The 15,235-nt window shown below is 66.8% G+C and carries 13 protein-coding genes and 2 pseudogenes; 6 read left to right on the top strand and 9 right to left on the bottom strand.

Features of this window, described 5'->3' with window-relative positions:
- Positions 1 to 142: 142 nt before the first annotated feature.
- Both GGR25_RS03330 and puuE read right to left on the bottom strand, forming a co-directional pair.
- Positions 143 to 724, bottom strand: a pseudogene (locus GGR25_RS03330) (DJ-1/PfpI family protein); the annotation flags it as partial.
- Positions 725 to 867: 143 nt separating this feature from the next.
- The gene (gene puuE, locus GGR25_RS03335; RefSeq protein ID WP_183397280.1) at positions 868 to 1,779 is read right to left on the bottom strand and encodes an allantoinase PuuE; all 912 of its coding nucleotides are present in this window, start codon (positions 1,777 to 1,779) and stop codon (positions 868 to 870) included.
- Between the two features lie 221 nt (positions 1,780 to 2,000).
- On the opposite strand from puuE, the gene GGR25_RS03340 reads away from it, so the two are divergent.
- A complete protein-coding gene (locus GGR25_RS03340) occupies positions 2,001 to 2,207 on the top strand; it encodes a hypothetical protein (RefSeq protein WP_183397281.1) in 207 nt (68 codons plus the stop codon).
- A gap of 5 nt (positions 2,208 to 2,212) precedes the next feature.
- Here GGR25_RS03340 and pssA read toward each other — a convergent pair whose 3' ends face one another.
- From pssA to GGR25_RS03360, 4 genes are all read right to left on the bottom strand, one after another.
- On the bottom strand, positions 2,213 to 3,040 hold the full coding sequence (gene pssA, locus GGR25_RS03345) for a CDP-diacylglycerol--serine O-phosphatidyltransferase (protein ID WP_183397282.1): 828 nt from the start codon (positions 3,038 to 3,040) through the stop codon (positions 2,213 to 2,215).
- Complete coding sequence (locus tag GGR25_RS03350) at positions 3,040 to 3,741, bottom strand: phosphatidylserine decarboxylase (protein ID WP_183397283.1); 702 nt, start codon at positions 3,739 to 3,741, stop codon at positions 3,040 to 3,042. The genes pssA and GGR25_RS03350 overlap by 1 nt, the downstream gene beginning before the upstream one ends.
- Before the next feature lie 86 nt (positions 3,742 to 3,827).
- Positions 3,828 to 5,798, bottom strand: coding sequence for an ABCB family ABC transporter ATP-binding protein/permease (locus GGR25_RS03355; protein WP_183397284.1), 1,971 nt, complete (start codon positions 5,796 to 5,798; stop codon positions 3,828 to 3,830).
- A gap of 133 nt (positions 5,799 to 5,931) precedes the next feature.
- Positions 5,932 to 7,620, bottom strand: coding sequence for a LysM peptidoglycan-binding domain-containing protein (locus GGR25_RS03360; protein WP_183397285.1), 1,689 nt, complete (start codon positions 7,618 to 7,620; stop codon positions 5,932 to 5,934).
- 208 nt (positions 7,621 to 7,828) lie between these two features.
- Between GGR25_RS03360 and GGR25_RS03365 the strand changes: the two genes are divergently transcribed.
- Entirely contained in the window at positions 7,829 to 8,440 is a 612-nt protein-coding gene (locus GGR25_RS03365; RefSeq protein ID WP_183397286.1) for an LOG family protein, read from the top strand.
- Between the two features lie 42 nt (positions 8,441 to 8,482).
- On the opposite strand, the gene GGR25_RS03370 is transcribed toward GGR25_RS03365, so the two are convergent.
- From GGR25_RS03370 to GGR25_RS03380, 3 genes and pseudogenes are all read right to left on the bottom strand, one after another.
- Positions 8,483 to 8,824 carry a hypothetical protein gene (locus tag GGR25_RS03370; protein ID WP_183397287.1) on the bottom strand — a complete coding sequence of 114 codons (342 nt, stop codon included), beginning with the start codon at positions 8,822 to 8,824 and terminating at the stop codon, positions 8,483 to 8,485.
- Between the two features lie 49 nt (positions 8,825 to 8,873).
- Positions 8,874 to 10,513: pseudogene (gene cimA, locus GGR25_RS03375) on the bottom strand (citramalate synthase).
- A complete protein-coding gene (locus GGR25_RS03380) occupies positions 10,510 to 10,719 on the bottom strand; it encodes a hypothetical protein (protein ID WP_183397289.1) in 210 nt (69 codons plus the stop codon). The pseudogene cimA and the gene GGR25_RS03380 overlap by 4 nt, the downstream one beginning before the upstream one ends.
- Before the next feature lie 272 nt (positions 10,720 to 10,991).
- Here GGR25_RS03380 and GGR25_RS03385 point away from each other — a divergent pair, with 272 nt between their 5' ends.
- The 4 genes from GGR25_RS03385 (at position 10,992) to GGR25_RS03400 (ending at position 15,217) form a co-directional block, all read left to right on the top strand.
- Positions 10,992 to 12,437, top strand: coding sequence for a DHA2 family efflux MFS transporter permease subunit (locus GGR25_RS03385; RefSeq protein WP_183397290.1), 1,446 nt, complete (start codon positions 10,992 to 10,994; stop codon positions 12,435 to 12,437).
- A gap of 149 nt (positions 12,438 to 12,586) precedes the next feature.
- Positions 12,587 to 13,594 carry an aromatic ring-hydroxylating dioxygenase subunit alpha gene (locus GGR25_RS03390; protein ID WP_183397291.1) on the top strand — a complete coding sequence of 336 codons (1,008 nt, stop codon included), beginning with the start codon at positions 12,587 to 12,589 and terminating at the stop codon, positions 13,592 to 13,594.
- Entirely contained in the window at positions 13,591 to 14,391 is an 801-nt protein-coding gene (locus tag GGR25_RS03395) for an ABC transporter ATP-binding protein (protein ID WP_183397292.1), read from the top strand. Before GGR25_RS03390 ends, GGR25_RS03395 begins: the two co-directional genes overlap by 4 nt.
- A complete protein-coding gene (locus GGR25_RS03400; protein WP_183397293.1) occupies positions 14,384 to 15,217 on the top strand; it encodes an ABC transporter permease in 834 nt (277 codons plus the stop codon). The genes GGR25_RS03395 and GGR25_RS03400 overlap by 8 nt, the downstream gene beginning before the upstream one ends.
- Positions 15,218 to 15,235 lie beyond the last annotated feature (18 nt).

Here is a 15,235-nt window from a genome sequence, read left to right on the forward strand (position 1 = left end):
GGCGCGCGGGCGCGGAACGCTTCGGCGCGGCGGCATCCTTCTTGGGCGCCTTGGCTGGCTTGGCGGCCTTGGCGGACACAGGCTCGGATGATTTCGCGCTGCGCTTGCGCGCGGCCGGCGCAGCGGCGGAAACGACGTCTTCATGCACGATGCGCGTGCCGAGCACCTTCAGGCATTCGCGCATGAAGGCGGCGAGCGCGGTCCAGCCCTTGGCCGAGACCATCGTGCCGTCGACATAGGCCTCGGTGGGCGAGAGGTCGATATAGGTGCCGCCGGCGAGCGTCACTTCCGGCTCGCAGGCGCCGAGCGCCGCGACCTTCTTGCCGCGCACCACGCCGTCCACCGCGATCAGGATCTGCACGCCGTGGCAGATCGTGAAGATCGGCTTCTGCGCCTCGTGGAAATGGCGAACCAGCGCCTGCACGCGCTTGTCGGTGCGGATATATTCCGGCCCACGGCCGCCGGCGCAGTAGACGGCGTCGTAATCCGCCGGATCGACCTTGCCGAAGCTCTTGTTGATGACGAAGTTGTGCCCGAGCTTCTCGGTATAGGTCTGGTCGCCCTCGAAATCGTGCAGCGAGGTCCGCAAGATGTCGCCGGCCTTCTTGTCCGGGCAGACGACGTGGACCGTATGCCCGACCGCCTCCATGCCCTGCTGGAACACGAAGATCTCGTATTCCTCGGTGAAATCGCCGACGAGCATCAATATCTTCTTGGACGCCATGTCCGTCTCCTCCCGGTGAACTGCCTCTGCGCCGCCATCATTCGCGGTCTGTGGGTCCGATGATCATGTTCATCTTCGTCGCGGGAGACAATAGGCAGACATGAGGGCGCCTGCCGCTTTCGCAGCGGCAGGCATTGTGCCGATCAGGCGGGCTTGTGATGCGCGTGCCAGTGCCAGGCGATGTCGATGCGGCGGGTGATCCAGGCCTTGTCCTTGGAAGCGACGTAGTCGACGAAGCGCTCCAGCGCCTTGATGCGCCCGGGGCGGCCGACGAGGCGGCAATGGAGCCCGATATTCATCATCTTCGGCGCGCCCTCGGCCCCCTCCTCGTAGAGCACGTCGAAGGCGTCCTTGAGATAATTGAAGAACTGGTCGCCCGCATTGAAGCCCTGCGGCGTCGCAAAGCGCATGTCGTTGGTGTCGAGCGTATAGGGGATGATCAGATGCGGGCCATGCGGGCCCGCGATCCAATAGGGCAGGTCATCGGCATAGCTGTCCGATGTGTAGAGGAAACCGCCCTCCTCCATCAGGATCTTCAGCGTATTGTCGGACGGCTTGCCCTGGTAGAAGCCGAGCGGGCGCGAGCCGGCGACCTCGGTGTGCAGGCGGATCGCCTCATGAATGTGGCGACGCTCCTCCTCCTCCGGGAAATCCTTGTATTCGAGCCAGCGGAGGCCATGGCTGGCGAGTTCCCAGTCGGCTTCCTTCATGGCCGCGACGGCCTCGGGATTGCGCGCCATGGCGAGCGTCACGCCATAGCAGGTCACCGGGATCTTGCGGCTCGCGAACAGCCGCCACAGGCGCCAGAAACCGGCGCGCGAACCATATTCGTAGATCGATTCCATGTTGAGATTGCGCTGCCCCGGCCAGGGCTGCGCGCCGACGATCTCCGACAGCAGCGATTCCGACGCCTTGTCGCCATCGAGGATGCTGCTCTCGCCACCCTCCTCGTAATTGACCACGAACTGCACGGCCACATGAGCGCCGCCGGGCCATTTCGGATCGGGCGTGGTGCGGCCATAGCCGATGAGGTCGCGCGGATAGGGTGTCGTCATCGAAAGTCTCTCTCGCGAGGCCTTCCTCAAGAAGGCTGTTCGGTGCGGAGAGTGCCGCAGGCGGACGCCAGCGGGCAAGCGTCAAGCATGCGCATCGCGCTGCATGTTTTCGCAATCCCGCGTGCACGACCCGCTAACCTTTACGTGACGTTAACCTTCGTGGATCAAGTTTTAATCAAATGAGTTCTGAACGCTGACCCGCCGCCGAGGAGCCTTAGCCGATGTCCGCCGTCCATGCCTTCGAAAGCGCAACCCTTCCCGCCGACGATCCGCGCTTCATCGCCGCGCTCGATCTGCAGATCGCGCAGATGCGCCGCGTTCTCGACCTGATGGCGCCCGTCTCGGATTCGGAAGCGCTGCGCTCGCTGCGCGACGCCTTCCCGGATGCGCCGTTCGAGGAGCGTGCCCGCGCCGTCGCCGGCGCCTGAAACGCCTAGGGCGAGGGAGAGTTCTCGCTCGCCCGGCGTTCGGCCTCGGCATAGCGATGCCAGAGGCGCCAGCCGAAGGGCAGCGCGGCGAGATATAAAATGGCCCCCGCGGCAAGCACGTGCCACGGGTAGGACAGAAGCAGCGCCGCCACGACCACCACCACGACGAACAGCGGCAGCACCGCGTCACGCGGCACGCGCGAGCCGAACTTCTTGCCGGACCATGTCGGCAGGCTGCTGACCATGAACAGGCCGATCACGATCGTATAGACGAGGACGATCGGCAGCGTCGCAACGCCGACCGGCACTTCGAGCTTGTCGAGATAGAGCGGCAGCAGCACGACCAGCGCGCCGGCGGGCGCCGGGATGCCGGTAAAGAAATTCGCGTGCCAGTCCGGTTTCGGACCGTCGATCGAGACGTTGAAGCGCGCGAGGCGCAGCGCCGCGCAAATGGCGAAGATGAGCGCCGCGATCCAGCCGAAGGAACGCGCGCCGTCGAGAATCCACACATAGAGCATCATCGCCGGCGCGACGCCGAAATTGACGAAATCGGCAAGCGAATCGAGCTCCGCGCCAAAGCGGGACGTCGAGCGCAGCAGGCGCGCCACGCGTCCGTCGATGGCATCGAGCACGGCGGCGAGCACGATCATGCCGATCGCCTCGCCATAGCGCCCCTCGATCGACATGCGGATCGCCGTCAGCCCGGCGCAGAGGCCGAGCAGCGTGATGAGGTTGGGCAGGATCATCCGGATCGGGATCTGCCGCACCTGTCGCAGGCGCGGCCTCCGGACATTGTCGTCGTCCGGATCGAAGGGCGGAAAGAGCGTTTCCATCACTCGATCCTGACGGCTGGATCCGCCAGGCCGCCACCGAAGCGCGCCAGCGTCGTCTCACCGGCGATCGCGATCTGCCCGACGGCGACGATCGGCTCCGCCCCTTCGGGCAGATAGACGTCAAGCCGCGAGCCGAAGCGGATCAGGCCGAAGCGCTGGCCGACGGAAAGCTGTTCCGCCTCGCGGCTGAAGCAGACGATGCGGCGCGCGACGAGGCCGGCGATCTGCACGACGGCGACCGTGCCGTGCTGGCTGTCGAGCACGAGGCCGTTGCGCTCGTTGAACTCGCTGGCCTTGTCGAGCTCGGCATTCAGAAACTTGCCGGGCTTATAGGCGATGCGGCGGATCCGTCCCGAAACCGGCGCCCGGTTCACGTGGCAATTGAAGACATTCATGAAGACGGAGATTCGGAGGCGCGGCGCCGGCCCGAGCTCAAGCTCCGGCGGCGGCACGGCCGGTCCGACCTGCGACACGCGACCATCGGCAGGCGAGATCACCAGCGAGGGATCGAGCGGGGTGACGCGCGGCGGATCACGGAAGAAATAGATGCACCACGCCGTGACGACGAGGCCGAGCCAAAAGAGCGGCCCCCAGAGCCAGCCGAGGAACAGCGAGAGAAAGGCGAGAATCGCGATGAAGGGGTATCCCTCGCGATGGATCGGAACCAGGGACGCCCTGATCGATTTGAGCACCGAATCCATGCCCTACCTCTTGTCGCAACGCACACTGAGGCGCTCATAAAACACGGATGGGGCGCCCTGTGAAGCGCCCCAGCGGTGGCAGATCGTCATGCCGGGAGCGCGGCGTCCTCCGCCTTCGTCCCGCGCCGCACGATGCCGAGATCGTCTTCGTCCTCGACTTTCCTGAGCCGCTCCGCGGCCTCCGCCGCCTCGCGCTGGCGATTCCACATCGAGGCATAGAGCGCGCCGCGCGCCATCAGTTCCTCGTGCCGGCCGCGCTCGACGATCCGCCCGGCTTCGAGCACCAGGATCTGGTCGGCATGGACGACGGTCGACAGGCGATGCGCGATGACGAGCGTGGTCCGCCCGCTCGAGACGCGATCGAGCGCGCCCTGGATCTCGCGTTCGGTATGCGTGTCGAGCGCCGAGGTCGCCTCGTCCAGGATCAGGATCGGCGGCGCCTTGAGGATCGTCCGCGCGATCGCGACGCGCTGCTTCTCGCCGCCGGAGAGCTTCAGTCCGCGCTCGCCGACCTCGGTCTCGAAACCATCCGGCAATTGCTCGATGAAGCCCGCGATCTGCGCCATCCGCGCCGCCTCGCGCATCTCGGCCTCGCTCGCGCTCGGCCGGCCATAGCGGATGTTGTAGGCGATCGTATCGTTGAACAGCACGGTGTCCTGCGGGACCATGCCGATCGCCGCGCGGACGCTGTTCTGCTGCACGTCGCGAATGTCGTGGCCGTCGATGGTGATACGGCCGCCGGTCGCGTCATAGAAGCGGAAGAGCAGGCGCGAGATGGTCGACTTGCCGGCGCCCGAGGGACCGACGATCGCCACGGTGTGGCCCGCGGGCACGTCGAACGAGATACCCTTCAGGATCGGCCGCGCGGCGTCATAATGGAAGGCGACGTCCTCGAAGCGCAGCGCGCCCGGACCGGCTGGCAGCGCTGGCGCGCCCGGCTTGTCGCGGACTTCCTCGCCTTCGTCCAGCAGGTCGAACATCGCCTCGACATCGGCGAGGCCCTGCTTCAGCTCGCGATAGATCATGCCGATGAAGTTCAGCGGGAAGGAAAGCTGGATGAGCAGCGCATTGATCATGACGAAATCGCCGAGCGTCTGCTCGCCGCGCAGGATCGCGAGGCCGGAGAGCACCATGCAGGTCGTCATGCCGATGGTGAAGATCACCGTCTGGCCGATGTTCAGCCAGGCGAGCGACGTCCAGGTCTTGATCGAGGCGGCCTCGTAGCGCGCGAGCGAACGATCGTAGCGCTCGGCCTCCAAATCCTCATTGCCGAAATATTTCACCGTCTCGTAGTTGAGCAGCGAGTCGACGGCCTTCGAATTCGCCTCCGTGTCGGAAGCGTTCATCTCGCGGCGGAGCGCGATGCGCCAGTTCGAGGCGACGATGGTGAACCAGACATAGGCGACGACCGTCGCGACGATCACGCCGAGATAGGTGAAGTTGAACTGCCAGGCGATGATCGCTGCGGCGAGCAGGAACTCCAGCACGGTCGGCACGGTGTTGAGGATGATGTGGTCGACGATCGAATCGACCCCCTTCATCCCGTGATCCATGGTGCGCGACAGACCGCCGGTGCGCCGCTGCAGATGGAAGCGCAGCGACAGGCGATGCATGTGCACGAAGGCGCGATGGCCGAGCTGGCGGATCGCATGCTCGCTGACGCGCGCGAACAGCGCATCGCGGAGCTGGTTGAAGAGGTTGAGCAGGATGCGGCCGCCGCCATAGGCGATGACCAGCAGGATCGGCACGGTCAGCACCGTGGCGATCCCCGCGCTCGTGTCGGCGCCACGCGCCGCCGTCAGCGAGTCGGCGGCCCATTTGTACGCATAGGGCACCATGACCGTGACGAGCTTCGCCGCGACGAGCACGACCAGCGCCAGGGCGACGCGCATCTTGAGGTCGGGGCGATCGCTCGGCCAGATGAACGGCCAGAGCCGCTTGAGCGTGGCGAAGGCGGCGCGCTCGTCAGTCGCCTTGGGCCGGGGCGGCGCAGCGCCTGTGGTGGCCGTGGAGGCGGGTTCGGCCGGACCCGGCACGGCGCCGTTTGCTGCGCTCATTCTTGTAACACTCCCGTAGGCGGTCCCGAGGCATGGCACCCCGGAAATGCAGACACCCGCCCCACGCAAGCGTGGAGCGGGTCAGGGCCGGGCGGCCCGACTCCGATCGGACCTTGCAGATAGGGAGTGACGGTCAGTTCGTCCAGCGGGCATCGCCCGCCGGCAGCACGAAGATCTGGCCGGGATAGATCCAGTGCGGATCGCGGATCTGGTCCGTGTTCGCCTCATAGATCGTCGAGAAGCGGACGCCCTTACCGTAGAGGCGCCGCGAGATCGTCCACAGATTGTCGCCACGACGGATGATGACGTTCTGCGGTCCGGGCATGGTGCCGGCGGCGCTCACACCGGCGCTGCCGCCGCCTTCCGTCGTCACGGGCGCCAGGATCGCGACATCGGCGCTCTGCTCGAACGGCACCTCGGCGCGGACGACCACATTGCCGGTGTCCTTGTCGATCTGGTCGGCGCGGACCGTATGCTGGCCCGGCTTGATCTCGTGCTTCTTCTCCAACAGCCAGCGGCCGCCCTCGCCGGTCGCAACATCGCCGACCGGCACGCCATCGACATAGATGCGCACGGTGCCGCCGGTCGCAGCCGAGCCGGCGATATAGATGGTGCCGTTCTCGAATTCGACGGCATCGACGGTAACCTTTGGCGCGACGGCCGGCTGGGCAGCCGCTTCGGTATTGGCAGACGGCGTGGCGCCAGCGGTCGCGGCGGCAGGTGCGGTCGCGGTGTCACCCGAGGTCGATGCGGCCGCGTCAGGCGCCGACGCGGTCTTGTTCTCGGCTGTCGTGGCATCCGGCGCTGCCGGCGTGGACTTGTTGTCGGCGGCGGCCGCAGCGTCCTGGCCCGCAGGCGCGGTGCCAGCGGCAGGCTGCGACGCCTGCGCAGCGTCGGTCGATCCCGGCGCGGCCTTGTCGGCCGCAGCGGCACCCTGCGGCGCTCCGTCGGCGGAATTCGGCGACGGCTCGGCAGTCGCGACCTGCTGGTCCTGCGACTTCGCGACGCCCGGCGTGGTCTTGTCGCCGCCCGGCACCTGCATCACGCGGCTCGGCGCATCCGGCGCGTTCAGCACGACGAGCGCATCGCCCTTGCCTGGCTCGGGCACTTCAACCGCGACGCGCTGCTCGGAAAGAGCCTGCGTCTTGCCGTCGGGCGAGGTGGTACGGATCGAGAGGTCGTGCGTTCCGGGCGGCAGCGGCTTGTCGACCACGATGGCCCATTCGCCGCGCTCATTCGCCTCGCCCTTGCCGACGGTGCTCGAGCCGTCGAGCACCTCGACTGTGGCCTTGGGCGCCGCGAGACCGGCGACAACCGCTTCGCCCGTCGGCTCGACACGCACGACATCGAAGCTCGGCGCTTCGGAGGCGGCAGAAGCCGCGGCCTGACCGTCGGCGGGTGCGGCACCAGCACCGGCAGCGGCTTCCTTGCCGGCCGTGCCCTGCCCTTCGGCATTCTTGGCAGCAGCGGCGTCGCCAGCGGCAGCATCCGCGCCGGTCTTCGGCTCGCTCGTCGCGCCCGGCGCGGCGGCGGTCTTGTCTTCGGCAGCGCCCTTGTCTTCGGCAGCGCCCTTGGCCGCGTCAGCCGCAGCCTTCGGCGCTTCGGCGCCAGCGGCATCCGTCTGAGCCGCCTCGGATTTGCCGGCTTCGGCCGACCCGCTCTTGGCGGCGTCCGGCGCCGCGGCGGTCTCTTTTCCGGCATCTTCCTTGTGGATGGGCCCTGCGGTCACCGCGTAGTAAAGGCCGAGGATCAGCGCAACCAGAGCGATCACGCCGGCAATGCGGCCGGACGTGCGTGGACCCGGCGGTGTCTGGTCAGCCATCGATGTTCGAACCTTGCCAAGAACGGGCGATCAGCCCGTTGCCCGATCGGGCGGTTGCAGCGCAGCCGGTGCGGAAACCCGCCCCTTTGCGCGAAACTCTATACGAGTATTCCGCGACGCGACAAGGCTCGGAAATGGTTGATTCCCCCGACAAATCGTCCCGCCCTCGGCGCTTGACGCCCCGCGGCCGCGATGCGAGGACAATTCGATGGCCAACATTTCCACGATCTGTGTCTATTGCGGTTCCTCCTCGGGCGGCGACCCGGTCTATGCCGAGGCGGCCGAGGCGCTCGGCCGTGCCATGGGCGCGGCCGGCATCGGCCTCGTCTATGGCGGCGGCTCCATCGGACTGATGGGCATCGTCGCCCGCTCCGTGATGGCGGCCGGCGGCCACGTGACGGGAATCATCCCGCAATTCCTGAAAGAGCGCGAAGTGATGCTGGAGACGGCGCACGAGCTGCACGTCACCGGCGACATGCATGAGCGCAAGCGCGCCATGTTCGATCGCGCTGACGCTTTCGTCGCGCTTCCCGGCGGCATCGGCACGCTGGAAGAGCTGGTCGAGATCATGACCTGGGCCCAGCTCGGCCAGCATCGCAAGCCCGTGCTGATGGCCAATATCAACGGCTTCTGGGATCCACTCGTCGCCCTGCTGCGTCACATGGGCGACGAGGGCTTCATCCGCTCGGGATATGAGGTGAGCTATCTCGTCGCGGAACGGATCGCCGATGTCGTGCCGATGCTGCGATCTGCGGCGGCCGCTGTGCCGTCACGGCCGAAGCCGGCTGCAGCGGAATCGATCCCGATCGCCGATCTCTGAGCGGGGGCGGCGCGGGCCGTGTGCGGACCGCGCCGCGAGAGCTCAGGCTCCGGTGTCGAGCAGCAGGCGCGGCATCGGCCCGGGCGGCGGCGCGGCTAGGTCGACGCCGTGGATCGCGTTCACCTCCGAGCGGAACCACGTCGTGAAGGGGTCGGTTCCTGCGCCGAACTTCGCGAAAGCGCCGGCCGGATCGTCGCCCTCCAGTGTGACGACCACGAAATCGCCCATCGGCGTATGCTGATGGAACGTTCGTTCGCGCACGCCCAGTCGCTTCCGGCTGGCCGTGAATTCGGCTTTCTTGTCGCCGTTCAGATGTCCAATGAAGCTCTCGAAATGCGCCAGCTGACCTGACGCGATCGGGATAGCGATAGCCATCATAGCCATTTGCATCCTCCCACTCCGAGCGGCCTCCCTGGGCCCTCGGAGCGGAGAATTATACGCTTGCATACAATCCTGCGAAAGCGGCGATCAGGCCGGCTGGACGCCGGCCCGGACGAGCTTGAACACGATCGAATCGATCAGCGCCTCGAACGAGGCATCGACGACGTTCTCGGAGACGCCGACGGTCGACCAGCTCGCGCCGGTGCCGTCGCGACTCTCGATGAGAACGCGCGTCACCGCCTCGGTGCCGCCGTTCAGGATGCGCACCTTGTAGTCGATCAGTTCGAGGTCGGCGATGACGTCCTGATAGACGCCGAGATCCTTGCGCAGCGCCCGATCGAGCGCGTTGACCGGACCGTTGCCCTCGCCGACGGTGAGCAGCCGCTCGCCGCCGACACGCAGCTTCACCACCGCCTCCGACTCGGAGAAGTGGCGCCGCCGTCCCTCGGCATCGAAGCGCCGCTCGACGGTGACGTGGAAGCTCTCGACCGTGAAATACTCCGGCACGGTACCGAGCGTGCGCCGGGCGAGCAGTTCGAACGAGGCGTCGGCGCCCTCATAGGAATAGCCGACCGCCTCGCGCTCCTTGACCGCGCTCAGCAGCGTCTCGAGCCGGGTATCCGCCTTGTCGACGGCGATGCCGAGGCGGGACAGCTCCGCCAGCAGGTTGGACCGTCCGGCCTGGTCCGAGACGAGGACACGGCGGCTGTTGCCGACCGACTCCGGCGGGACATGCTCGTAGGTGCTCGGGTCCTTGACGATCGCCGAGGCGTGAATGCCCGCTTTGGTCGCAAAGGCCGAGGCGCCGACATAGGGCGCCTGCCGGTTCGGAGCCCGGTTGACGATCTCGTCGAAGCGATGCGACAGCGCCGTCAGGCCCTTGAGCGCCTCCAGCGACACGCCGATCTCGAAGCGCTCGGCATAGAACGGCTTCAGCAGCAGCGTCGGGATGATCGAGACGAGGTTCGCATTGCCGCAGCGCTCGCCGATGCCGTTGAGCGTGCCCTGGATCTGGCGTACGCCGCCGCGCACGGCCGCCAGCGAATTGGCGACGGCCTGCTCCGTGTCGTTATGGGCGTGGATGCCGAGATGCCCGCCGGGGACGACCTCCGTCACGGCGCGCACGATCGCTTCCACCTCGGCAGGCTGGCTGCCGCCATTCGTGTCGCAGAGCACGACCCAGCGGGCGCCGGCCTCATAGGCGGTGCGCGCACAGGCGAGCGCATAATCCGGATTGGCCTTGTAGCCGTCGAAGAAGTGCTCGCAATCGACGAGCGCCTCCTTGCCCGCCTCGATCGCGGCGTGCACGGACAGGCGGATGCCTTCGAGGTTCTCCTCGGTGCTGGTGCCGAGCGCGAGGCGGACCTGATGGTCCCAGCTCTTCGCAACATAGCAGATCGCATCCGACTGGGCGCCGATCAGCGCGGCGATGCCCGGATCGTTGGAGACCGAGACGCCGGCGCGCTTGGTCATGCCGAACGCGGTGAACTTCGCCCGCTTGGTGCGCCGCTCGGTGAAGAGGCGGTTGTCGGTCGGGTTCGCACCGGGATAGCCGCCCTCGACATAATCGAGGCCGAGCTCGTCCAGCAGGCCGGCGATCAGGACCTTGTCCTCGACCGAGAAGTCGACGCCATTGGTCTGCGCGCCGTCGCGCAGCGTGGTGTCAAACAGAGTGAGGCGCTCGCGTGTCACGGAGTGTCCTCCCCGGCCGTTCGCACTTCCCACGTCGTCCAGAACTCGCCGGTCGCCTCGTCCTTGCCGTCAATAATCATCAGCCCCATCCCGTCGAGCGTCTTGCGAATGCTGTCGGCCTTGGCGAAGTCGCGCGCGCGGCGAGCTTCGATGCGGTCCTGGATCAGCTGTTCGATGAGCGTTTCGTCGAGCTTGGCGGCGGTCATTTGGTTCTTTCTCTTGCGCGCCCAAGTGAGGCGCGGAATGGAAGGCGACGGTCATACTCCCCCGGCCCCGCCAGACCAAAGGTTTTTTGCACCGATGGCGTGAACGCGCCATTTTGGCGCCTGTCGACTCCGCACGATTCCCGGTCCGGCGCCCCTTGCCTTTTGATAAGGCGACAATAGTTTCCACCACGGGCCGGCACTCCACCCCCGCCGCCGGCCCGGGTGACGACGAGCGGCACGACGCTTCGCCACGCCATTGCCTGGAAGCGACCATGCCTGCCCGCCTGCTGCCCGATCGTATCCTCCTGCCTTTGATCGTCGCCTGCGCGCTGTTTATGGAGAACCTCGATTCGACGGTTCTTTCGACGGCGCTGCCCACCATCGCCAAGGATTTTGGCGTCAGCCCGATCAATATGAAGCTGGCGCTGACGTCCTATCTGCTGACGATCGCCGTCTTCATCCCGGCGTCCGGATGGCTCGCGGACCGCTTCGGCGCGCGGACGGTGTTCCGGCTCGCCATCGTCCTGTTCACGGCCGGCTCGATTTGTTCCGGCCTCTCCCATTCCATCGGCGAAATCGTCGCCTCGCGCGTGCTGCAGGGCATTGGCGGCGCGATGATGGTGCCGGTTGGCCGCCTCGTGATCCTCAAATCCGTCTCGAAGGCCGAGCTCGTCGGCGCACTCGCCTGGCTCACCGTGCCGGCGCTGATCGGCCCCGTGGTCGGCCCGCCGCTCGGCGGCTTCATCACGACCTATTTCGACTGGCGCTGGATCTTCTGGATCAATGTGCCGATCGGCATTCTCGGTCTCTTCCTCGCGACGCTCTATATTCCCGACGTGCGCGGCGAGGAGCGCGTGGCCTTCGATTATCTCGGCTTCGTGCTGTCGAGCCTCGGCATCGCCGGCTTCGTCACCGGCTCGACCTCGCTCGGCCTCAATCTGATGCCCTGGCCCTATGTGCTGGCGATCCTGTTCTCCGGCGCGGCCCTCCTGATCCTCTACGTCCTTCACAGCCGGCGCATCGACAATCCGATCCTGGACCTTTCCCTGTTTCGCATCCCGAGCTTTGCGGCCAGCGTCATCGGCGGGCTGCTCTTCCGGACCGGCATCGGCGCCCTGCCCTTCCTGCTGCCGCTGATGTTGCAGCTCGGCTTCGGCCTGACGCCGTTCCAGTCCGGCTCGATCACCTTCGTCTCGGCGATCGGCGCCATCGCGATGAAGTTCGTGGCGCCGCCGCTGCTGCGCCGCTTCGGCTTCCGCAGCGTTTTGATCGCGAATTCGTTCATCGCCGCGATCTTCATCGCCATGCCGGCGCTGTTCGACGTCGGCACGCCGCTCGCCGCCATGACGGTGCTGCTCTTCATCGGCGGCTTCTTCCGCTCGCTGCAATTCACCAGTGCCAATGCGCTCGCCTTTGCGGACGTGCCGCAGAACCGCATGAGCCGGGCGACGAGCCTCACCAGCGTCTTCCAGCAGCTCTCGATGTCCATCGGCGTGTCGATTGGCGCCATCTCGCTGGAACTCACGCTGCATTCGACCGGCGGCCAGATCGAAGTCGCCACCTTCCACCCGGCCTTCATCGTCATCGGGCTGATCTCGATGAGCGCGGCGATCTTCTTCATCCGCATGCCCGCCAGCGCCGGCGAGGAAATGTCCGGCCGCGGCAGGCGCCCGCCGCTGGCGCCAGATCCCGTCACGGCCATGCGCGAGCGCGCCTGATTGCGCACAGTTTGTCGGCATCCGACCAATTTGCCGCCGTCTGCCTAAGCTGAAGTCATTCCAGACATGAGGCGGCGGCCGGATCCCCGGACGGTTCGCGGCTGGCACCAGACTTGCTGATCACTCCCGGCCTGAAAAGGAGACCGGGAATGAGAGTGACCCAGGAGCCGCTCCTGCGGAAGTTCTGGTATTGCGTGATGCCGATGTCGGCGCTCGCCGACAAGCCGATCGGGATGAAGCTGCTCGGCGAGCCCATCGTGCTGTGGAAGGATGCAAGCGGGGCGCCGCGCGCGGTCAAGGACCGCTGCCTCCACCGCACCGCCAAGCTGTCGCTCGGCACCGTCGAGGACGGCAACATCGTCTGCCCGTATCACGGCTGGGCGTTCGACGGCGGCGGCGCCTGCGTCAAGGTTCCGCAGGATGTCGTCGAGAAGCCGCATCCCTTCGGCGTCGCCGGCTATCGCTGCGTCGAGCGGTACAATCACGTCTGGGTGGCGCTCGAGGAGCCTTTCCACGACATCCCGGTGATCCCCGAATTCGGCGCGCCCGGCTATCGCCAGGTGATCGAGTTCTGCGACGACTGGAACTGCGCGCCGCTGCGTATCATGGAGAACGCGTTCGACAACGCGCACTTTGCCTTCGTCCATAAGGGCAGCTTCGGCGATACCGATCCAATCCCCCCGCCCTTCACGCTTGACGAGATGGAAGACGGCTTCGTCATGCGTACCGAAGTGCCGGTGCGCAATCCGGAAGGGATGCGCGACGCGATCGGCATGACCACGGAGCGCACGGTGCGCCGCACCGCGAACCGTTTCTTCGTGCCCTTCTTCCGGACCGGCAAGATCACCTATCCGAACGGGCTCGAGAACATCCTCTGCACCGCCGCCACGCCGATGGACGAGGCGCGCACGCGCTTCGTGCAATGGGTGATCCGCAACGACACCGAGGAGCAGGTGCCGTCCGAGAAGGTCATCGCCTTCGACAAGCGGGTCAGCGAGGAGGACAAGCTCATCCTCGAATCCACCGACGAGAACGTGCCGCTCGACGCGTCCGAAGGGCGCGAGCTGCATATGACGTGCGACCGTCCGGGCATGATGATGCGCGTCAAGATCAGGGAGCTGCTGCGCCCGCGTCCGGGCCAGTCGTCGGCGGCATGAGCGCAGCCCTCGCTCAGGAGTCCGGCGGCCATTTGCCGGCGATTTCGATCGCGGGCGTGTCGATGGTGTTCGACTCGCCGAGCGGCCCCGTCACCGCGCTCAAGGGGATCGATCTTGCGATCCCGAAGAATCGCTTCGTCTCGATCGTGGGGCGGAGCGGCTGCGGCAAGTCCACGCTGCTGCGCCTCATCTGCGGGCTGGTCCGGCCGACGGTGGGCCAGGTCACGGTCGACGGCATGACCCCCGACCTCTACCAGCGCGACCGCCGCTTCGGCTTCGTGTTCCAGGAAGCGACGCTGCTGCCCTGGCGCACGGCGCTCGAAAATGTCGCGCTGCCGATGAAGATCCAGAAGGTCGTGCAGCCGGCGCGGCGCGAGGAGCGGGCGCGGGAGCTGCTGAAGCTCGTACGCCTCCAGGGCTTCGAGGGCCATTATCCCAGCCAGCTCTCCGGCGGCATGCGCCAGCGCGTCTCGATCGCCCGCGCGCTCAGCTACGATCCCGAGATCCTGCTGATGGACGAGCCCTTCGGCGCGCTCGACGAGTTCACCCGCCAGGAGATGAACGAGGAGCTGGTGCGCCTCTGGCAGGAGCAGAACCGCACTATCGTCTTCGTCACCCACAATCTCGCGGAGGCGCTCTACCTCTCCGACATCGTCGTCGTGATGGCGCCGCATCCCGGCCGCGTGCGCGCGGTGATCGAGGTCGACCTGCCGCGGCCGCGCCGGGCGGCGATCCGGCAGGGCGGCGATTTCATCGCGCGTCTCGCCCGTCTCGAGGAGGTCATCAGCCATGACTGAAGCGACCGGCGAAGCGGCGAGCGAGGTGCTCGCACCGTCCCCCGGCAAGGGACCCGGCCGGCTGCGGACCCTGCTCTCGGCCTATGCCCCCGCCATTCTCGTCTTCCTCGCTGTGGGTTTCGCATGGGAGGCGGCCGTCGCCTTCTTCAGGATCCCGAAATTCCTGCTGCCCGCACCGAGCGTCGTCATCCAGCGGATCATCGCCGACGCCGAGCCGCTGGCGCAGAACGTCTTCGTCACCATGCAGGCGGCGGTGGCGGGGCTCATCCTCGGCACGATCATCGCGCTCGCTTTTGCGCTCATCTTCCTGATGTCGCGCATCCTGGAGCGGGCGCTTTTCCCCTGGGCGATCATCGTGCAGACGGTGCCGATCCTAGCCATCGCGCCGCTTTTGACGATCTGGCTCGGCTTCGGCATCGCGCCGAAAATCGCTGTCTCCGCCATCATCACGATCTTCCCGATCCTCGTGAACACGGTGCGCGGTCTTCGCTCGGTCAACCGGCAGGTGTTCGAGCTGATGCGCGTGATCGGCGCCTCGCCCGGCCAGACCTTCCGCGAGGTGCGCGTCTTCGCGGCGATGCCCTACACCTTCGCGGGCCTGCGCATCAGCGCCGGCGGCGCCGTGATCGGCGCGATCGTCGCCGAGTTCACCGGCGCCAATCTCGGCATCGGCACCGTGATCGTGAATGCCGGCTACCGCCAGGACGCCACCATGCTGTTCTCGGCGATCTTCTGCTCCTGCGTGGCGACGATCGCCCTCTTCTACGTCGTGGTCGCGCTGGAGCGGCTCTGCCTGTTCTGGCCCGACGCGCGCCTCGAAAGCTGACGCTTCCCCTCCCCTTCC

The organism is Kaistia hirudinis (genome assembly GCF_014196455.1).
GTDB classification, from domain to species: domain Bacteria; phylum Pseudomonadota; class Alphaproteobacteria; order Rhizobiales; family Kaistiaceae; genus Kaistia; species Kaistia hirudinis.